This is a genomic window from Stenotrophomonas sp. GD03794, assembly GCF_029842145.1.
GTDB classification, from domain to species: Bacteria; Pseudomonadota; Gammaproteobacteria; order Xanthomonadales; family Xanthomonadaceae; genus Stenotrophomonas; species Stenotrophomonas riyadhensis.
Window position 1 is genome coordinate 23,354 of record NZ_JAOCFV010000042.1, and the last position, 18,184, is coordinate 41,537.

Genomic DNA, 18,184 nt, shown 5'->3' on the forward strand with positions numbered 1-18,184 from the left:
CGTCATCTGCACGGCGGATCGTTAGGGGGATCCGCTGGCTCGCCGGACTTCGAACCTCGCCAACGCAAGCCAGCCCAGGGTTCGGGCCGGTGCTTCTGCCGATTCCGGCATTCACACCACAAGAAAGGGAAATACGATGTCCCAGGTAACGCAACCGCGTGTGCGTCGAGTGTGGGTGGTCCTTGGTGCGTCCGTTCTGTCATCGCTGCTGCTGGCCACGCCTGCGCTGGCCGGTGATGTCCAGCTCAGCGGCCTGCAGTCCGCGCCGACCCACCAGCGTTTCATCGTGAAGTACCGCGACGGCAGCGCGCCGGTGGCCAACACCACCGCACTGGCCTCTTCGCTGAAGAGCGCCGCCGCCGGCCTGGCCAGCAGCCAGGGCCGCGCGCTGGGCCTGCAGCAGGTCCGCAAGCTGGCCGTCGGCCCGACCCTGGTCAAGACCGATCGTCCGCTCGACCAGGCCGAATCCGAGCAGCTGATGCGCAAGCTGGCCGCCGACCCGAACGTGGAATACGTTGAAGTCGACCAGATCATGCGTGCCACGCTGACCCCGAACGACACCCGCTTCAGCGAGCAATGGGGCTTCGGCACCTCCAATGCCGGCATCAACATCCGGCCGGCCTGGGACAAGTCCACCGGCACCGGCGTGGTGGTGGCCGTGATCGATACCGGCATCACCAACCATCCCGACCTCAACGCCAACATCCTGCCGGGCTACGACTTCATCAGCGACGCCGCGATGGCGCGCGATGGCGGTGGCCGCGACAACAATCCGAACGATGAAGGCGACTGGTACGGCGACAACGAGTGCCAGCCCGGTTATCCGGGTTCCAATTCCAGCTGGCATGGCACCCACGTCGCCGGCACCGTGGCGGCGGTGACCAACAACGCCAACGGCGTCGCCGGTACCGCATTCAACGCCAAGGTCGTGCCGGTGCGCGTGCTCGGCAAGTGTGGCGGTTACACCTCCGACATTGCCGACGCGATCGTGTGGGCGTCCGGTGGCACCGTCAGCGGCGTGCCGGCCAATGCCAATCCGGCCGAGGTCATCAACCTTTCGCTGGGTGGTGGCGGCAGCTGCTCGACGACCTACCAGAATGCGATCAACGGCGCTGTCGGCCGTGGTACCACCGTGGTGGTCGCCGCTGGCAACAGCAACACCAACGTGTCCTCGTCGGTACCGGCCAACTGCCCGAACGTGATCGCAGTGGCGGCAACCACCTCGGCCGGTGCGCGCGCCAGCTTCTCCAACTACGGCGCCGGTATCGACATCTCGGCACCGGGCCAGGGCATCCTGTCCACCCTCAACACCGGCACCACCACCCCGGGCAGTGCCAGCTACGCTTCGTACAACGGCACCTCGATGGCGGCGCCGCACGTCGCCGGCGTGGTCGCGCTGATGCAGGCGGTCGCCCCGAGCCCGCTGAGCCCGGCGCAGGTTGAAAGCATCATCAAGAGCACCGCACGGCCGCTGCCGGGTGCCTGCTCGGGTGGCTGCGGCGCCGGCATCATCGACGCCAACGCCGCAGTGGCTGCAGCGATCAACGGGGGGGGCAATCCGAACCCGGGTGGCAACGTGCTGCAGAACAACGTGCCGGTGACCGGCCTCGGCGCCGCGACCGGTGCCGAGCTGAACTACACCGTTGCGGTTCCGGCCGGCAGCACCCAGCTGCGCGTGGCGATCAGTGGCGGCAGCGGTGATGCCGACCTGTACGTGCGCCAGGGCAGTGCCCCGACCGATACCGCCTACACCTGCCGCCCGTACCTGAGCGGCAACAGCGAGACCTGCACCATCAACAGTCCGGCTGCCGGCACGTGGTATGTGCGGGTGAAGGCCTACAGCACCTTCTCGGGCCTGACCCTCAACGCCCAGTACTGAGCCCAAGCCCCTCTCCATGGGCACGCCCCGGCTCCGGCCGGGGCGTTTTTGCATGGGGACGCGCGGTGATGCGAGCCGCCGCGTCGTGGTAGGTGCCGACCCTGGTCGGCACGCTGTTCCTCAGACCGATTCGAAGCGGTTCGCGGCCACGTTCTTGCGCACGTGCTGCGGGTCGAAAATCCGCCCGTTCATCGCGATGTACACGCCGCTCGGCAGCGACTGCACCGCACCGATCGCGCAGCCGATGTTGAACTCCGCATCCGAGCCGCGGAAACGCGCCGGGCTCAGCGCGCCGGTCATCACGATGGTCTTGTCCGGGATCGTCGCCAGCACCTTGCCGGTCTGCACCATCGAATCGGTGCCGTGGGTCACCAGCACGTGGCGGGTCGGCTGTGCGGCGATGGTGGCGCGGATCAGTTCGCGGTCCTCATCGTTGATGTGCAGCGAATCCTTGCGCAGGATCGGAATCACGTTGAAGCGGAACGTCACGCCCAGCTCGCGCAGGATCATGCCGATCTGGGGGTCGCCGATCTGGTAGTCCGACTTGTCGTCGAAGTAGATCTTGTCGATCGTGCCACCGGTGGTGACGACCAGGAGCTCTTCCATCATGTGCATGCGCGAAACCAGGACAGGTACAGCGGCGCGGGGCCAGGAACACAGATGATACGGCCCGGCGGCCGCAGCGTCAGCGTCGCTTGCCGAAGCGGGCGCGCAGCCCGGGGAGGCTGGCGCTGAAGATCACCAGCAGGGCCAGCGCGATCTCGATCAGCGCCAGCCAGCGTGTTTCCGGGTGGCTCCAGGCACTCATCACCCCGTGGCTGAACCAGCCCAGGGCCAGCACCGAGGCCCAGAAACCGGCCTTGCCCCAGCCCAGTCGCAGGGCAACGGCCAACGCCAGCGGCGGCGCGGTGAACACCAGCTGGGTGGCCAGCCAGTGCTTGTCATTGATGAACCAACCGGCGAACAGCGCGGCCAGCCCCATCAGGGCCAGCAGCAGGACCGTGCGCGGCGCGGCGCTCATCGGGCCAACCGCTGTGCGATGTCGGCCACCCGGCGGCCCAGTGCGCGGGCCAGCACGGCCTCGTCGTCGGTCGGCTGCGGGTCGTCGGCGGCGCCGGCCACGTGGCTGGCGCCATACGGCGTGCCGCCACTGGTGGTGTGGCTCAGCGCCGGTTCGGTGAACGGGATGCCGACGATCACGCAGCCGTGGTGCAGCAGCGGCACCTGCATCGACAGCAGGGTCGATTCCTGGCCGCCATGCATCGAGGCGGTGGAGGTGAACACGCCAGCCGGTTTGCCGGACAGGGTGCCGTTGACCCATTCGGCGCCGAGCCCATCCAGGAAATGCTTGACCGGCGCGGCCATGTTGCCGAAGCGGGTGGGGCTGCCAAGCAGCAGGCCCTGGCATTCCACCAGGTCCTGCACGCTCACGTAGGGGGCGCCATCGTCGGGGACCGGCGGTTGTGCGGTCTGGGTCACGGCGGCCACCGGCGGCACCGTGCGCAGGCGCGCGCTCATGCCCGGCACTTCGCCGATGCCCCGCGCGATCTGGCGCGCCAGCCGTGCCACCGAACCACCCCGGCTGTAGTACAGCACCAGAATCTCGCCCATCGTGCCCGCTTCTCCTCGTCGTGTGATCGCCAGTATGGCTATCCTGCCAGCATTCCGCATCGGGTACCCTTCCACCGATGGAACCTTTGGATACGCTCAACCTGTGGATGGAGCGCGCGCGGGATCGCGCACGGGCCATCAGTTTCGGCCGCTTCCTGTGGCATCGCTTCCTCGACGACCGCCTGTTCCAGGCGGCTGCGGCGCTGGCCTACACCACCGTGTTCGCGCTGGTGCCGCTGGCGATCGTGGTGTTCGGCGTGCTCTCGGCCTTCCCCGTCTTCGACCGCTGGAGCGACCAGCTCAGCGATTACGTCTTCTCCAACTTCGTGCCCAATGCGGCGCGCGCGGCCGAAGGCTACCTGCGGCAGTTCTCGGCCAGTGCCGGCCAGCTCACCGCGGCCGGCTTCATTGCACTGGTGGTCTCGTTGCTGATCACCCTCAACAGCGTTGAAGAGACCTTCAACCAGATCTGGCGGGTCGGCTCGACCCGGCCCAAGCTGACCCGCTTCCTGGTCTACTGGACCGTGCTGACACTGGGAGCGATGCTCGCCGCCGCCTCACTGGCGGTGTCGGCGCGGGTGTTCGCGATGCCGCTGTTCGGCACCCAGGAGGGCCGCTGGCTGGCCGAGCTTGCGCTGCGGGTGACGCCGATCCTGATCGAGTTCGTCTGCATCACGCTGATGTTCCGGGTGGTGCCGCATCACACGGTGAAATGGCGGCACGCAGTGCCCGGCGCGATCCTGGCCGCGGTGATCCTGGAGCTGGTGAAGTGGGGCATCGGCGCCTATCTGGGCAGCTTCCAGTCCTACCAGAAGCTCTATGGCACGGTGGCTTTCGTGCCGATCCTGCTGCTGTGGATCTACCTGTGCTGGGTAGCGGTGCTGCTGGGCGCGTCGCTGTCCTCGTCGATGGCCGCCTTCCGCTACCAGCCGGTGGAACTGCGCCTGCCGCAGGGCTACGAGTTCTACGGCCTGCTACGACTGCTCGGTCGCTTCCACCATGCACGTGCCAAGGGCAGAGGCCTGGCCGATGATGAAATCCTGCGGCTGGAGCCGATGCTGACTGACTCCCTGCTGCATGACCTGACCTGCAACCTGCAGGAGATTGGCCTGCTGCGCCGTGACGAGCGCGGAGAGTGGCTGCTGTCGCGCGACCTGGACCAGGTCAGCCTGGCTGATCTGTACGAATGCACCCAACTGCGCATTCCGGTGGCCGAACAGCACCTGCCGTACCGCGACGACAGCCTGGGCCGCGCCGCACTGGCGGCGCTGGACGATCTGCGACTGCCCCTGCGTGAACGCCTGAAGCGCAAGGTCAGCGATATCTACACCGATTCCGGAGACATGCCATGACCCGCAAGACCCCGTTGCTGCTGCTTCCGCTGGCCCTGCTGCTGGCGCTGTCGGCCTGCAAGCCGGCGCAGGAGCCGACCCCGGCCAGCAGTCAGCCGCCGGTACAGGCACCGACGCCGACCGCTCCGGCGCCGGTCGAGGAAACCCCGGCCGAGCGCACCACCGCTGAGTTCCCGACACTGAAGATGAAAGCAGTGGATGGCAGCGACTACGACCTGGCCGCGCACCGCGGCAAGTGGGTGATCGTGAATTTCTGGGCGACCTGGTGCGCACCGTGCCGCAAGGAGATGCCGGAGCTGTCGGCGCTGCATGCGATGCGCAGCAACATCGAAGTGGTCGGCCTGGCCTATGAAGACATCGAGGTGCCGGAGATGCAGTCGTTCCTGACCAAGCACCCGGTGACCTATCCGATCGTGATCGTGGACCCGTTCGATCCGCCGGCGGACTTCGCCACGCCGCGAGGCCTGCCGTTGACGCATCTGCTGGATCCGCAGGGCAAGCTGGCCCACACCTTCCTCGGCCCGGTGACCGCCGCCGACATCGAAAAGCAGATCGCTGCGGCCAAGTAGTGGGTTGGTCGGCAGGGCCTGCGGCCCTGCACCCGCGGTAGTGCCGGCCGCTGGCCGGCAACCCCAGCAACAGCAAAAGCAACAGCCCAAGCGGGGTTTCCTGTGGGTAGGCGGGGTGGGTCCGGTGGCGGGGGGCGCTGCAAGTCCCCCTTCCGGGGCCCGGCCCAGCCGCTGGCGGCTGTGCGTTCGGGCGCTTGCGAAGCAGTGCTTCGCAAGCAAAGCGCCCTCACCCATGTAAGCTCGGTCGCCGCATCCATGCGGCTCACGCCCCCGCCACCGGACCCACCCTGCCTTCGACAGTTCTCCGCGATCTGTCGGAATGCATGGCCTGCTCTTGGTGGGTGTCGACCTTGGTCGACACGTAGATCCACGCCATGCGTGGATGCTCTTCGTTCAATTGTCGAAATAATCGATTTCAATGGAGATTCATCCACGCATGGCGTGGATCTACCTCCGTCACCGGAAATCCGTCGGGGATGGGGCGGTGTGGGTTGGCAGGACCGTTGGCGCCATGGATGGCGCCATCGAGCCCCCATGGATGGGTTTACGGCGTGTCCTGCCAACCCACACCACCCCAGCCAACAAGCAAAACTCCCAGAGCCGGCTGTTGTCGTTGCCTCTGCAGGTGCAGGGCCGCAGGCCCTGCCGACCCACCCTAATCCTCGACCGGGAAGTCCTCGATCGGCTTCAGCACATCGTAGTGCTCGCGATGCAGCTTGCCCTTCAGCTTCGGCAGCTCCGGCAGCGGTGCATCCACCCGCGTGTCCGGCAACCGGTCCAGCAGGTTGCGCACCAGCGTCAGCCGACCCAACCGCTGGTCGTTGAAATCCACCAGCGTCCACGGTGCCGCCTCGCGATGCGTCGCGCGCAGCATCGCCTCGCGGGCCTCGGTGTAGGCGCTGTACTTGCTGCGGGATTTCAGGTCCACCGGGGAGAGCTTCCAGCCCTTCAGCGGATCGAGATGGCGCTCGGCGAAGCGCTTCTCCTGCTGCTCCTGGTCCACGCACAGCCAGTACTTGAACAGCAGGATGCCGTCGTCGACCAGCAGCTGTTCGAACACCGGTGCCTGGCGCAGGAACTGCTGGTACTCGGTCTCGCTGCAGTAGCCCATCACCCGCTCGACGCCGGCGCGGTTGTACCAGCTGCGGTCCATCAGCACGATCTCGCCGGCGGCGGGAAGATGCGAGGCATAGCGTTGGAAGTACCACTGCGTGGCTTCGCGGTCGGTCGGCTTGGGCAGCGCCACCACCCGGCACTGGCGCGGGTTGAGGTGCTGGCTGATGGCCTGGATCGCGCCGCCTTTGCCTGCGGTATCACGGCCTTCGAACAGCACCAGCAGGCGTTGCCCGCTGTGCTGCACCCAGCGCGCCATCGCGGTCAGTTCCAGCTGCAGCGGCAGCAGCAGTTCGTCGTAGTCCTTGCGCTTGAGCTTGGCCATCATCACACCACGCGGGGAGGAAGCCCGAGCGTAACGCAGGGATCGCTCAGGTGTTGTCGACGCCCTTCCAGCCCTGTTCGCCAGCCAGCCGTTGCAGCAACGCCGACAGGTCGCGGGCGAAGCCGGCCATGTCGAACATGCCACTGTGGTCGCGTGCCTGGGCCACTTCGGCGCGCAGCGTGGCCAGCGCCGCCGAGTCATTGCCCAGTGTACTGGCGGTGGCGATGAATGCCGCATCGTCGGCGACATTCATCCGTGCCAGCCCCAGATGGTGGTTGAGGCTGCCGGCCACGCGCGCGGCGAAGGTGTCGCCGGGGCAGGTCAGCACCGGGCAGCCGGCCCATAGCGCGTCGGAGGCGGTGGTGTGTGCGTTGTACGGATGCGTGTCGAGGAACAGGTCGGCTAGCGGATAGCGGGCCAGGTACTGCGGATGTGGCAGCTTGGCCATGAACACCAGGCGTGCCGGATCCAGGCCAGCGGCCTGTGCGGCGCTGCGCAGGCGGGCGTCGGCCTGGCCGGGGCCGGACAGCAGCCACAGCACGCTGCCGGGCACGGCCTGCAGCACTGCGAAGGCGCGGCCCATGCTGCGCGGGTTGAGCTTGTAGCTGTTGTTGAAGCAGCAGAACACCACGCCGTGTTCGGGCAGCCCGCACTCCGCGCGGGACGGTGCCGGCTCCAGCATGCGGGTGTTGTCCGAGGGCTGGAACGCACGTGGCAGGCGCAGTACGCGCTCGCTGTAGTGGGGTTCCAGTGATGGCGGCAGAACGAAGCTGTCGCCGATCACTGCATCCAGCCACGGGGCGCCGGACGTGCCGGGATACGCCAGCCAGTTCAGCTGCAGCGGGGCAGGGCGCATCGCCAGCACTTCCGGCGTACCGCCGCCGCCCCAGCCGCGCAGGTCGAACAGCAGGTCGATGCCCTGTGCGCGGATGCGTGCAGCAGTGTCTGCATGGCGCAGTGCGGCCACATCATGCAGCTGCGTGGCCACCTGCAGGCGCTGGCGGATGCGGCTGCCGTCATCCTGGTTCAGCGCGAACAGATGCAGCTGCAATGCCGGGTCATGACGCAGCTGCTCGAACAGGGCCACGGTCAGCAGCCCGGTGGGATGGGCGCCGAAACCATTGGAAAGGAAGCCGATCCGCAGCGGGCCCTGGGAACGCACCTTCACTGGCGGCAACGGCCGCACTGAAGCGGCAACGGCGGATGCACGGGCGCGTGCGCAGGCCAACTGCTCGGCTGCGCTGGCATCTTCGCTGAGGAACGCGAACGGTTCGACCACGCCCTGCCCAGAGGCAAGTGCACCACGTACCTGTGCCGCCAGTGCGTCCACGTCCTGCCAGTCGCACAGGCGACGCTGCCAGGCCAGGCGCTGGGCGGCGATGTAGGGCTCGCCCGGCATCAGCGCATGTGCGCGGCGATAAGCCGCTGCTGCGCCTTCGGCATCATCGGCATCTTCCAGCGCATGGCCCAGCCACAGCGCAATGCCCGGGTGCTGCGGGGCCAAGGCCGAGGCCTGGCCGAGCAGCTTCGCCGCATCGGCATGCGCGCCGGCCATCCAGGCCACGCGACCCAACCGTGCCAGTGCTTCAGGGTGGTTCGGGCGCAGCTGCAGCGCACGGCGCGCGGCCTGCTCGCCGGCGGCGATGTCGCCGGCTTCCAGCTCCAGGTCGGCCAGCATCACCCAGGCGACGAAATCGCCGGGCTGGCGTGCGATCGCCTGTTGCAGTTGCTGCCGCTGCTGCCAGGCCGGCATGCGACTCAGCCCGCCGACAACTGGGCCAGGGCGTCGACCTGGTGCTCGTGGCTGAGCCGCTGCAGCAGCGGGTCGAGGTCGCCGGCCAGCACGTTGGGCAGGTCGTACAGGGTCAGGCCTTCCACGCGGTGGTCGGTGATCCGGCCCTGCGGGAAGTTGTAGGTGCGGATGCGCTGGCTGCGGTCGCCACTGCCCACCTGCAGGCGCCGCGATTCGGCCTGCGCCGCGTCCTGGCGCTGGCGCTCGGCATCGAGCAGCTGCGCTTTCAGGCGCTTCATCGCCTTGTCGCGGTTGGCGTGCTGGCTGCGCTCGGTCTGGCACTCCACCACCACGCCGGTCGGCACATGGGTGATGCGGATCGCCGATTCGGTCTTGTTCACGTGCTGGCCGCCGGCACCGGACGAACGGAACGTATCCACCTTGAGGTCGGCCGGGTTGATGACGATGTCATCGACCTCATCGGCCTCGGGAATGATCGCCACGGTGGCTGCCGAGGTATGGATGCGGCCCTGCGATTCGGTGGCCGGCACGCGCTGCACGCGATGCGTACCCGATTCGAACTTCAGGCGCGAGAACGCGCCACGCCCGACCACGCGCGCCACCACTTCCTTGTAGCCGCCATGCTCGCCCGGGCTGTCCGATTCGATCTCGACCTTCCAGCCCTGGCGCTCGGCGTAGCGGGCGTACATGCGGAACAGGTCGCCGGCAAAGATCGCGGCCTCGTCGCCGCCGGTACCCGCGCGCACTTCCAGGAACAGGTTGCCTTCGTCACGCGGGTCGCGTGGCACCAGCAGCAGCGCCAGCTCCTGCTCCAGTTCCTGCAGGCGCGCCTGTGCAGCAGCGATTTCCTCATCGGCCAGCTCGCGCAGGTCGGGGTCGGCGCGCATGCCTTCGGCGGCGGCCAGATCGGCCTTGGCACGGGCTTCATCGGCCAGGGCGATGGCGATCGGTTCAAGTTGGGCGAATTCGCGCGAAAGGTCGCGGAAACGGGTGTTGTCGGCGACCACATCGGGTTCGGCGAGCAGGCGTTCCAGTTCTTCGCGGCGCTCGGCCAGCGCTTCCAGCTTACGGCGCAGGGTCGGCGTCATCGGGTCTCACGGGTGGGTGGCGGTAACCCGGCGTGGCCGGGAACAGGCGCTCGGCGGCGCGGGTCAGGTCAGCATCGCCACTCAGCGCGGCCGCGCGCAGCGCAGCAGTAGGCGGGTGCAGGAGTCGATTGGTCAGGCCGTGGGCCAGCAGTTCCAGCACTTCGTCGGCCGGCTTGCCGTTGGCCAGCTGCTGTCGCGCGCGCTCCAGCAGTTCGGTGCGGGTGGCTTCGCCGAACGCGCGCAGCTGCCGCAGCGGCGCCTGATGGGCGCTGGCCTGCTGGGTCTCGACGAAGCGCGACACCTGCAGGTCGATGATCGCCTCGGCTTCGGCGGCGGCCTCGCGACGGCCACGGCGGTTGTCTTCCACCGCGCGTTCGAGATCGTCCACGGTGTAGAGGAAGGCGTCGTTGAGCGTGCCGACCTCGGCCTCGATGTCGCGCGGTACGGCCAGGTCGAACAGCAGCATCGGCTTGTGCCGGCGCGCGCGCAGGGCCTTGGCCACCATTTCGCGATGGATCACCGGTTCGCGCGCAGCGGTGGCCGAGAACACCACGTCGGCCTCACCCAGGTGGCGGTCCAGTTCGGTCAGCGGCAGCGCCACGCCACCATGTCGGCTGGCCAGTTCCTGCGCGTGGGCGAGGGTGCGGTTGGCGATCAGCAGCCGGCGCACCTTGCCTTCACTCAGGTGACGTGCAGCCAGCTCGATGGTCTCGCCGGCACCGACCAGCAGCACGGTGGAATCGTCCAGGCGCGCGAACGCGTTCTGCGCCAGGCGCACCGCAGCCGAGGCTACCGACACCGGGTTGGCGCCGACCTGGGTATCGGTGCGCGCACGCTTGGCCACCGAGAAGGTCTGCTGGAACAACCGGTCCAGGCGCTGGCCGAGCAGGCCATGGTCACGCGCGGTCGACCAGGCATCCTTCACCTGGCCGAGGATCTGCGGTTCACCCAGCACCATCGAGTCCAGCCCGGTGGCGACCCGGAACAGGTGGCGCACGGCCTCGGCATCGGCATGCTGGTACAGGTAGCCCTGCAGGTCGCCTGCCTGGCTGTGCAGCCATTGGTCCAGCGCCTGCGCCGATTCGGCCACGGCGTACAGTTCGGTGCGGTTGCAGGTGGACAGCAGCACCGCCTCGGCGATCTGCGGGGTATCGCGCAGCGAACCGAGCGCGCGCGGCAACGCCTCACCGGCGAAGGCCGCGCGTTCGCGCAGCTCCACCGGTGCGGTCTGGTGATTCAGTCCGAGCACCCACAGGGTCATTGTTCAGTTGCTTGCGATAAGCTGCTGGCCATTGGACGACATTTTAAGGCCCCGATGCCGACGATGCCCGCATTGATTCGCATCCCCAGTGTTCTGCTGCTGTCCCTGGCCTGCAGCCAGGCCCTGGCAGCGGTGCCGGCCAAGGCCCCCGTGCGGGCCGCGGCCACTGAGGAACTGGCGCTGGAACCGGTGATGGCCGGGGAATTTGCCCTGCAGGCCGGCAAGCTGGCCGAGGCCGCGCGCTGGTACCTGCAGGCGGCCCTGCAGACCGACGGCGACGCCGGCCTGGCCGAGCGCGCGACCCGCATTTCCATGCTGGCCAACGATGACGCCAGCGCGGCCAAGGGCCTGGCCCTGTGGCAGCAGCGCGCCCCACGCTCGCTGACCATGCGCAGTGCGGCCGGTGCGCTGGCCATGCGCCAGGGCGATGTGAAGGCGGCCCGCACCGAACTGCAGGCCCTGCTGGCCGACCCCGACGAGCGTGGCTGGAAGTTCGCGCTGGCCGCGCTGATCGGCGGTGGCCGTGATCCGGCGGTGCCGGCGCAGGTGCTGGGCGAGCTGGTCGACGCCAACGCCATTCCGCCGAAGATCGAGGCCTGGCAGGAGTTCGGTCGCCTGGCCCTGCGCATGGACAAGCCTGAGCTGGCGCGGCGCATGATCGATGAAGTGGTCAAGCGCTTCCCCGAAGAACCGCGCGTGGCGCTGCTGCGTGCCAGCCAGCTGCAGCAGGCGGGCGAGACCGACAAGGCATTGTCGCTGCTGCACGACGTGGAGCCGAAGACCCGCCAGGACCCGGAACTGCGCAATGCCGTGGCCATCGCCTATGACAGCCTCGGCCAGCCCGCCGCCGCCGAGCGCGTGCTGGCGTTCGGCCCGCAGGACGTGCAGACCTGGGGCATGCGCGCCTCGCTGCTGGCCAAGCAGGGCGACAAGGCCGCGCTGTCGAACCTCTACAACGAACTGTCGCGGCAGGCGGCCAAGCCGGATCCGGCGCAGCGCCTGCTGCTGGGCAAGATCGCCGAGTACCTGAAGCGTTATCCCGAGGCGGTGCAGTGGTATCACAGCGTGCCCGGTGGCGATGAACTGAGCGAGGCGCGCCTGCGCGCGGCCAATGCCCAGGCCCTGGCCGGGCGCCTGCCGCTGGCGCTGGATGAAGTGCACGCGATCCAGTCCGATGCGGTGGTCGACGACGATGTGCGCCGCGACGCCTACCTGCTGGAAGCCGAACTGCGCCAGCGCGCCGACGACAGTGCCGGTGAACTGGATGCGCTGGCCCGCGGCCTGGCCGCTTACCCGGATGACAACGGCCTGCTGTACGCCCGTGCGCTCACCTGGGAACGCCGCGACGACATCCCGCGCGCCGAGGCCGATCTGCGCAAGATCCTGGTGACCGATCCGGAGAACGTGCCGGCTTTGAACGCGCTGGGTTACACCCTGGCCGATCGCACCGGCCGCCTGCAGGAAGCACTGGAGCTGATCGACCGCGCCCGCGTGGCAGAGCCGGACAACGCCGCCATCGTCGACAGCTATGGCTGGGTGCTGTATCGCCTGGGCCGCAAGGAAGAGGCGCTGGTGCAGCTGCGTCGTGCCTGGACCCTGGCCAAGGACCCGGAGATCGCCGCCCATGTCGGCGAAGTGCTGTGGGTGCTGGGCAAGCACGATGAGGCCCGCCATTTCTTCGAAGAGGCGGCCAAGCTCGACCCCGAAAACCGCGCGCTGCTGCGCGCCCGTGAGAAATTCAATCCATGAGTGTTTCCCTGATCCGGCCGCTGCTGTTGGCGGCCGCGACCCTGGCGGTCACCGCCTGCACCAGCGTCGGCACGCAGAAGACCCCGGCGCCGGCCGTGGTCGAGATCGTGTCCGCCGAAGCCGCGCAGGCCGAGGCCGCGCGCGTGGCCGCGCTGCAGGCACAGCCGGACTGGGCTTTCCAGGGCCGGGTCGCGGTCAGCAAGGGCAAGGATGGCGGCAGTGGCCGCATCGACTGGAAGCAGGACGGCCGCCGCTACGTGGTCGAATTGAGCGCGCCGGTGACCCGGCAGAGCTGGAAGCTGACCGGCGATACCCATTCCGAAGCTGGCCGCCTGGAAGGGCTGGCCGGCGGTCCGCGTGACGGCGAGGATGCCCAGCAGCTGCTGTTGGAGGCGACCGGCTGGGACATTCCGGTCAACCAGCTGCCGGAGTGGATCCGTGGCCTGGTGGCCGGCGACGCCGCCGGTCCGGAGAAGGTCGAGCGCGACGGTGAAGGCCGGCCGCGCCGCATGCAGCAGATGGGATGGCAGGTGCAGTACCTGGACTGGTACCCGGCTGAGGCCGGGCGCCCGGCCGTGCCGCGCCGGATCGAGGCCAGCAATGGCGACGCCAAGGTGCGCCTGCTGGTGGACCAGTGGGGGCAGGGCACGCCATGAGTGCCGGGTTCGACGACGCGGGTTGGTCCTGGTGGCCGGCCCCGGCCAAGCTGAACCTGTTCCTGCACATCACCGGCCGCCGCGCCGACGGTTACCACGAGCTGCAGACCGTGTTCCGCCTGCTGGACTGGGGGGACCGCATCGGCCTGCGCCTGCGTGAAGACGGCCAGGTGCGCCGTGAGGGCGAGGGGCTGGCTGGCGTGGCCGAGGCAGATGACCTGGCGGTCCGCGCTGCGCGATTGCTCAAAGAAGTGGCGAATGTCGCGCAAGGTGCGGACATCATCGTTGAAAAGCATGTATCTGCCGGTGGTGGCTTCGGCGGCGGTTCGTCCGATGCAGCCACCGTGCTGGTGGTGCTGAACCGACTCTGGCAGGCGGGCCTGGACGAAGACGCGCTGGCCGCGCTGGGCCTGCGCCTGGGCGCTGACGTGCCGGTGTTCGTGCGTGGCCGCAATGCCTGGGCCGAAGGGGTGGGCGAGCGGCTGCAGCCGATCACGCTGGCCCCGGCCTGGTATGTGGTGGTTGAACCGGGCGTTCATGTTCCCACGCCGGTCCTGTTTGCAGACCCGGATTTGACGCGCGACAGCCCAGTGGCGAAAATAGAGGACTTCGCTTCCGGGACCCTGGTCGGGAACGCGTTCGAACCGGTGCTGCGCCGCCGTGAGCCTGCCGTCGAGGCCGCGCTTGCTGCGTTGAGCGACATCGGCACGGCGCGGCTGACCGGTTCGGGAAGTGGTTGTTTCGTCGAGTTCGCATCGCAGTCTGCCGCAGAGCAGGGACGGTCGAAGTTGCCGAAGGAGTTGCGGGCAAGGGTGGCAGCGGGCGTTGCGCGTTCGCCACTGCTGGATGCACTCGAGCAACACTGATTTATCAATGCAGGGGCGTCGCCAAGAGGCCCAAGGCACCAGGTTTTGATCCTGGCATTCGTAGGTTCGAATCCTACCGCCCCTGCCAATAGCGGCTGTGTCCGCGCCTTCCAGCGCATCACCTGCGCGGGACGTGGAAACAACCGCGGTGTTGTCAGCAGCAAGGGTCCATCGGGTCCTTGCCGACTCCGGATCCCCGCCACTCGTCCCCGCCCGAGACAATCATGATGCAAGAGTCCCCGAACCTGCTGGTCTTTTCCGGCAACGCCAACAAACGTCTGGCGCAGAACATCTGCAAGGAACTGGGGGTTCGCCCGGGCAAGGCGCTGGTCTCGCACTTCTCCGATGGTGAAGTGCAGGTGGAAATCGAAGAGAACGTCCGCAAGCAGGACGTATTCGTGATCCAGCCGACCTGCGCGCCGAGCGCGGAAAACCTGATGGAACTGCTGGTGCTGATCGACGCGCTCAAGCGCGCATCGGTGGCCAGCGTGACCGCCGTGGTGCCGTACTTCGGCTACTCGCGCCAGGATCGCCGCATGCGTTCCTCGCGCGTGCCGATCACCGCCAAGCTGGCGGCGAAGATGTTCAGCACCGCTGGCGCTGATCGCGTGCTGACCGTCGACCTGCACGCCGACCAGATCCAGGGCTTCTTCGATATTCCGGTGGACAACGTGTATGCGTCCCCGCTGCTGCTGGCCGACATCTGGCGCGCCTACGGCACCGAGAACCTGATCGTTGTGTCGCCGGACGTGGGTGGCGTGGTCCGCGCCCGTGCGGTCGCCAAGCGCCTGGATGACGCCGATCTGGCGATCATCGACAAGCGCCGCCCGCGCGCCAACGTCTCCACCGTGATGAACATCATCGGTGACGTCGAAGGCAAGACCTGCGTGATGGTCGACGACATCGTCGATACCGCCGGCACCCTGTGCGCCGCTGCCGCTGCCCTGAAGGCGCGCGGTGCGCTCAAGGTCGCCGCCTACTGCACCCACGCGGTGCTGTCGGGCCCGGCGGTGGACAACATCACCAATTCCCAGCTCGACGAGCTGGTGGTGACCGATACCATCCCGCTGAAGGACGCAGCGCGGGTGTGCAGCAAGATCCGCCAGCTGAGCGTGGCGGAAATGCTGGCCGAAACGATGCGCCGCATCGCCTTCGGCGAGTCGGTCAGCTCGCTGTACGTCGACTGAGTTTTTCGTCCCTGCCGGCAACGGCGGGGACATACCCCGGGTGCTTCTGGTCGCGGAAGCATCTTCAACCGCCACGCCGCAAGGCGCGGCAACAACCTGAGTAGTCGAAAATGTCGAAGACCCATGAAATCAAGGTCACCAAGCGTGAACTGCAGCGTAAGGGTGCGAGCCGCCGCCTGCGTCACGCTGGTGTGATCCCGGCCATCGTGTACGGCGGCAACGCCGAGCCGGTCGCCATCAGCCTGGACCACAACGAAATCTGGCTGGCCCAGCAGAACGAGTGGTTCTATGCCTCGATCCTGGACCTGAACCTGGACGGCCAGGTGCAGAAGGTCCTGCTGCGTGACATGCAGCGCCACCCGTACAAGCAGCTGATCATGCACCTGGACTTCCAGCGCGTGAACGAGAACGAAGCCCTGACCGCTTCGGTCCCGCTGCACTTCATCAACGAAGACACCTCGCCGGCTGGCAAGGCTGCCGACGTCGTGGTCACCCACGAACTGAAGGAAGTGACCATCACCTGCCTGCCGAAGGACCTGCCGGAGTCGATCGAAGTCGACCTGGGCGAGCTGAAGGCCGGTGACGTGGTGTACCTGTCCAACATCAAGCTGCCGAAGGGCGTGGAAATCCCGGCCCTGGCGCTGGGCAAGGACCACGACGACGCCATCGTCACCGCCAAGGCCGGCAAGGCCGACGCGGCTGACGAAGAAGCGGCTGCCGCCGAGTAATACCGCTACGGTGCCTGCCTCCGGGCAGGCACCGTATTGGAAGGAACCATGGCAGGACTGCGACTGATCGTCGGTCTGGGCAACCCCGGATCGGAACACGTCCGGACCCGGCACAATGCCGGGTTTCATTTCGTTGAGGCCCTGGCGGAAAAAGCCGGTGCGCGATGGAATGTGGACAGCAAGCTGTTCGGTGAGACCGCCAAGGTCGAGATCGCCGGGCAGACGGTGTGGCTGCTCAAGCCCGCCACCTTCATGAACCTCAGCGGCAAGTCGGTCACCGCCGCACAGCGGTTCTGGAAGATCGAGCCGGAAGAAACCCTGCTGGCCCACGACGAACTGGACCTGGCGCCCGGCGTGGCGCGGCTGAAGTTCGACGGTGGCCACGGTGGCCAGAACGGCCTGCGCGACACCATCCGCCTGCTCGGCCACGGCAAGTTCCATCGCCTGCGCGTGGGCATCGGCCATCCTGGCCACAAGGACCGCGTGGTGGGTTGGGTGCTTGGCCGCCCGTCGAAGGACGACGACGTGCTGATCGCGCGCGCCATCGATGATGCGATCGACGTGCTGCCGCTGGCGGTGCAGGGCGATTTCAGCGAAGCGATGAAGCGTCTGCACACCCCGAAATAACCGGTGGGTACCGACCGCTGGTCGGCAACGGGCATCAACCGGCCCCGGTAGTTGCCAACCTTGGTTGGCAGATGTTGAACACCGAGATGGATTGGCCAAGCAGCGCGCGCGCTGTTTCACCAATCACTTTCACCCCAGAGAGCTGTCACCCATGGGTATCAAATGCGGCATCGTCGGCCTGCCCAACGTCGGCAAGTCGACCCTGTTCAATGCGCTGACCAAGGCGGGTATCGCCGCGGCGAACTTCCCGTTCTGCACCATCGAGCCGAACGTCGGCATCGTGCCGGTGCCGGATCCGCGCCTGAACGAGCTGGCAGCGATCATCAACCCGCAGAAGGTCATCCCGACCGCGGTCGAGTTCGTCGACATCGCCGGCCTGGTGGCCGGTGCCGCCAGCGGTGAAGGCCTGGGCAACAAGTTCCTGGCGCACATCCGCGAAGTCGATGCGATCACCCACGTGGTGCGCTGCTTCGAGAACGCCGACGTCATCCACGTCAACAACAAGGTCGACCCGATTTCGGACATCGAAACCATCGATACCGAACTGGCGCTGGCCGACCTGGACAGCGTCGAGAAGGCGCTGAACCGTGCCGAGCGCGCGGCCAAGGGCGGTGACAAGGATGCAGCAGCGCGCAAGCCGGTGCTGGCCAAGCTGCAGGCGGCGCTGTCCGACGGCAAGTCCGGCCGCTCGGTGGCCCTGGACGAGGAAGAGAAGGCGCTGGTGCGCGATCTGTTCCTGCTGACCCTGAAGCCGGTGATGTACATCGCCAACGTGCTGGAAGACGGTTTCGACAACAACCCGCACCTGGAAGCCGTGCGCGCGCATGCCGCCGCTGAAGGCGCACAGGTGGTGCCGGTGTCGGCCGCGATCGAAGAAGAGCTGTCCCAGCTCGACGACGAAGACCGCGATACCTTCCTCGCCGACCTCGGCCTGAGCGAGCCGGGCCTGAACCGCGTGATCAACGCGGCCTACAGCCTGCTCGGCCTGCAGACCTACTTCACCGCTGGCGTGAAGGAAGTCCGCGCGTGGACCGTGCGCAAGGGCGCCACCGCCCCGCAGGCTGCCGCGGTCATCCACACCGACTTCGAGAAGGGCTTCATCCGCGCCGAAACCATCGCGTATGACGACTTCATCAAGTACAAGGGCGAAGCCGGCGCCAAGGAAGCCGGTCGCCTGCGCCTGGAAGGCAAGGAATACCGGGTGCAGGAAGGCGACATCCTGCACTTCCGCTTCAACGTCTGATCCAGCAGCAGCGGATCGACCCCGGACGCCCCGCCTTGTGCGGGGCGTTCGCGTTTCCGGCATCGGTTGCACGCGTGGACAAAAATTGATCATGCCCTGAAACGCCTGCGGCACAGGGCTCGCAAGTACTTGTCCACACCAAACCCCCACCGCTTTCCACGCGTGGTGTGGAAAACC

The 18,184-nt window shown here is 67.6% G+C and carries 17 protein-coding genes and 1 tRNA gene; 11 read left to right on the forward strand and 7 right to left on the reverse strand.

Annotated features, from left to right (window positions below):
- Positions 1–136 precede the first annotated feature (136 nt).
- A complete protein-coding gene (locus tag N5D91_RS18275) occupies positions 137–1,879 on the forward strand; it encodes a S8 family peptidase (RefSeq protein ID WP_180854769.1) in 1,743 nt (580 codons plus the stop codon).
- Positions 1,880–1,999: 120 nt separating this feature from the next.
- On the opposite strand, the gene N5D91_RS18280 is transcribed toward N5D91_RS18275, so the two are convergent.
- The 3 genes from N5D91_RS18280 to wrbA all read right to left on the reverse strand — a co-directional run bounded on the left by N5D91_RS18280 (position 2,000) and on the right by wrbA (position 3,490).
- Positions 2,000–2,485, reverse strand: a complete 486-nt coding sequence (locus tag N5D91_RS18280) for an asparaginase domain-containing protein (protein WP_010481766.1) — start codon at positions 2,483–2,485, stop codon at positions 2,000–2,002.
- Between the two features lie 79 nt (positions 2,486–2,564).
- The gene (locus tag N5D91_RS18285) at positions 2,565–2,900 is read right to left on the reverse strand and encodes a DUF2069 domain-containing protein (RefSeq protein ID WP_110711118.1); all 336 of its coding nucleotides are present in this window, start codon (positions 2,898–2,900) and stop codon (positions 2,565–2,567) included.
- Positions 2,897–3,490: an NAD(P)H:quinone oxidoreductase gene (wrbA, locus tag N5D91_RS18290; RefSeq protein WP_005408181.1), complete on the reverse strand. Its 594-nt coding sequence runs from the start codon at positions 3,488–3,490 to the stop codon at positions 2,897–2,899. The genes N5D91_RS18285 and wrbA overlap by 4 nt, the downstream gene beginning before the upstream one ends.
- Positions 3,491–3,567: 77 nt before the next feature.
- Between wrbA and N5D91_RS18295 the strand changes: the two genes are divergently transcribed.
- On the forward strand, positions 3,568–4,842 hold the full coding sequence (locus N5D91_RS18295; RefSeq protein WP_110711122.1) for a YihY family inner membrane protein: 1,275 nt from the start codon (positions 3,568–3,570) through the stop codon (positions 4,840–4,842).
- Positions 4,839–5,411 (forward strand): TlpA disulfide reductase family protein, encoded by a 573-nt coding sequence (locus tag N5D91_RS18300; protein WP_153856343.1) that lies wholly within the window; start codon positions 4,839–4,841, stop codon positions 5,409–5,411. Before N5D91_RS18295 ends, N5D91_RS18300 begins: the two co-directional genes overlap by 4 nt.
- A gap of 655 nt (positions 5,412–6,066) precedes the next feature.
- Here N5D91_RS18300 and ppk2 read toward each other — a convergent pair.
- From ppk2 to hemA, 4 genes are read right to left on the reverse strand one after another with little or no spacing between them, the layout of a single operon-like run.
- Positions 6,067–6,849 carry a polyphosphate kinase 2 gene (ppk2, locus tag N5D91_RS18305; protein WP_005408184.1) on the reverse strand — a complete coding sequence of 261 codons (783 nt, stop codon included), beginning with the start codon at positions 6,847–6,849 and terminating at the stop codon, positions 6,067–6,069.
- Positions 6,850–6,895: 46 nt separating this feature from the next.
- Entirely contained in the window at positions 6,896–8,602 is a 1,707-nt protein-coding gene (locus tag N5D91_RS18310) for a tetratricopeptide repeat protein (RefSeq protein ID WP_110711126.1), read from the reverse strand.
- A gap of 5 nt (positions 8,603–8,607) precedes the next feature.
- Positions 8,608–9,690: a peptide chain release factor 1 gene (gene prfA, locus N5D91_RS18315; RefSeq protein WP_010481754.1), complete on the reverse strand. Its 1,083-nt coding sequence runs from the start codon at positions 9,688–9,690 to the stop codon at positions 8,608–8,610.
- Positions 9,668–10,951: a glutamyl-tRNA reductase gene (gene hemA / locus N5D91_RS18320; protein ID WP_180854768.1), complete on the reverse strand. Its 1,284-nt coding sequence runs from the start codon at positions 10,949–10,951 to the stop codon at positions 9,668–9,670. Before hemA ends, prfA begins: the two co-directional genes overlap by 23 nt.
- Positions 10,952–11,014: 63 nt before the next feature.
- Here hemA and N5D91_RS18325 point away from each other — a divergent pair, with 63 nt between their 5' ends.
- The 8 genes from N5D91_RS18325 to ychF all read left to right on the forward strand — a co-directional run bounded on the left by N5D91_RS18325 (position 11,015) and on the right by ychF (position 18,007).
- On the forward strand, positions 11,015–12,700 hold the full coding sequence (locus N5D91_RS18325) for a tetratricopeptide repeat protein (protein ID WP_180854767.1): 1,686 nt from the start codon (positions 11,015–11,017) through the stop codon (positions 12,698–12,700).
- A complete protein-coding gene (gene lolB, locus N5D91_RS18330) occupies positions 12,697–13,356 on the forward strand; it encodes a lipoprotein insertase outer membrane protein LolB (RefSeq protein WP_153856346.1) in 660 nt (219 codons plus the stop codon). Before N5D91_RS18325 ends, lolB begins: the two co-directional genes overlap by 4 nt.
- Positions 13,353–14,222 (forward strand): 4-(cytidine 5'-diphospho)-2-C-methyl-D-erythritol kinase, encoded by an 870-nt coding sequence (gene ispE, locus N5D91_RS18335; RefSeq protein WP_180854766.1) that lies wholly within the window; start codon positions 13,353–13,355, stop codon positions 14,220–14,222. The genes lolB and ispE overlap by 4 nt, the downstream gene beginning before the upstream one ends.
- Positions 14,223–14,233: 11 nt before the next feature.
- Positions 14,234–14,310 (forward strand) — tRNA-Gln (locus N5D91_RS18340).
- Between the two features lie 139 nt (positions 14,311–14,449).
- Entirely contained in the window at positions 14,450–15,409 is a 960-nt protein-coding gene (locus tag N5D91_RS18345; protein WP_005415400.1) for a ribose-phosphate diphosphokinase, read from the forward strand.
- A gap of 110 nt (positions 15,410–15,519) precedes the next feature.
- Positions 15,520–16,137 carry a 50S ribosomal protein L25/general stress protein Ctc gene (locus N5D91_RS18350; RefSeq protein WP_014036085.1) on the forward strand — a complete coding sequence of 206 codons (618 nt, stop codon included), beginning with the start codon at positions 15,520–15,522 and terminating at the stop codon, positions 16,135–16,137.
- Between the two features lie 48 nt (positions 16,138–16,185).
- Positions 16,186–16,764 carry an aminoacyl-tRNA hydrolase gene (gene pth / locus N5D91_RS18355; protein ID WP_110711134.1) on the forward strand — a complete coding sequence of 193 codons (579 nt, stop codon included), beginning with the start codon at positions 16,186–16,188 and terminating at the stop codon, positions 16,762–16,764.
- 151 nt (positions 16,765–16,915) lie between these two features.
- Positions 16,916–18,007 (forward strand): redox-regulated ATPase YchF, encoded by a 1,092-nt coding sequence (gene ychF, locus N5D91_RS18360; RefSeq protein WP_180854765.1) that lies wholly within the window; start codon positions 16,916–16,918, stop codon positions 18,005–18,007.
- Positions 18,008–18,184: the final 177 nt, after the last annotated feature.

Coding starts and splice junctions, on each gene's coding strand:
- wrbA (WP_005408181.1), bottom strand. CDS start 3,490: ATGGGCGAGATTCTGGTGCTGTACTACAGCCGGGGTGGTTCGGTGGCA.
- N5D91_RS18345 (WP_005415400.1), top strand. CDS start 14,450: ATGCAAGAGTCCCCGAACCTGCTGGTCTTTTCCGGCAACGCCAACAAA.
- ychF (WP_180854765.1), top strand. CDS start 16,916: ATGGGTATCAAATGCGGCATCGTCGGCCTGCCCAACGTCGGCAAGTCG.
- N5D91_RS18300 (WP_153856343.1), top strand. CDS start 4,839: ATGACCCGCAAGACCCCGTTGCTGCTGCTTCCGCTGGCCCTGCTGCTG.
- lolB (WP_153856346.1), top strand. CDS start 12,697: ATGAGTGTTTCCCTGATCCGGCCGCTGCTGTTGGCGGCCGCGACCCTG.
- ispE (WP_180854766.1), top strand. CDS start 13,353: ATGAGTGCCGGGTTCGACGACGCGGGTTGGTCCTGGTGGCCGGCCCCG.
- N5D91_RS18350 (WP_014036085.1), top strand. CDS start 15,520: ATGTCGAAGACCCATGAAATCAAGGTCACCAAGCGTGAACTGCAGCGT.
- N5D91_RS18295 (WP_110711122.1), top strand. CDS start 3,568: ATGGAACCTTTGGATACGCTCAACCTGTGGATGGAGCGCGCGCGGGAT.
- hemA (WP_180854768.1), bottom strand. CDS start 10,951: ATGACCCTGTGGGTGCTCGGACTGAATCACCAGACCGCACCGGTGGAG.
- ppk2 (WP_005408184.1), bottom strand. CDS start 6,849: ATGGCCAAGCTCAAGCGCAAGGACTACGACGAACTGCTGCTGCCGCTG.
- N5D91_RS18275 (WP_180854769.1), top strand. CDS start 137: ATGTCCCAGGTAACGCAACCGCGTGTGCGTCGAGTGTGGGTGGTCCTT.
- N5D91_RS18285 (WP_110711118.1), bottom strand. CDS start 2,900: ATGAGCGCCGCGCCGCGCACGGTCCTGCTGCTGGCCCTGATGGGGCTG.
- prfA (WP_010481754.1), bottom strand. CDS start 9,690: ATGACGCCGACCCTGCGCCGTAAGCTGGAAGCGCTGGCCGAGCGCCGC.
- N5D91_RS18325 (WP_180854767.1), top strand. CDS start 11,015: ATGCCCGCATTGATTCGCATCCCCAGTGTTCTGCTGCTGTCCCTGGCC.
- pth (WP_110711134.1), top strand. CDS start 16,186: ATGGCAGGACTGCGACTGATCGTCGGTCTGGGCAACCCCGGATCGGAA.
- N5D91_RS18310 (WP_110711126.1), bottom strand. CDS start 8,602: ATGCCGGCCTGGCAGCAGCGGCAGCAACTGCAACAGGCGATCGCACGC.
- N5D91_RS18280 (WP_010481766.1), bottom strand. CDS start 2,485: ATGGAAGAGCTCCTGGTCGTCACCACCGGTGGCACGATCGACAAGATC.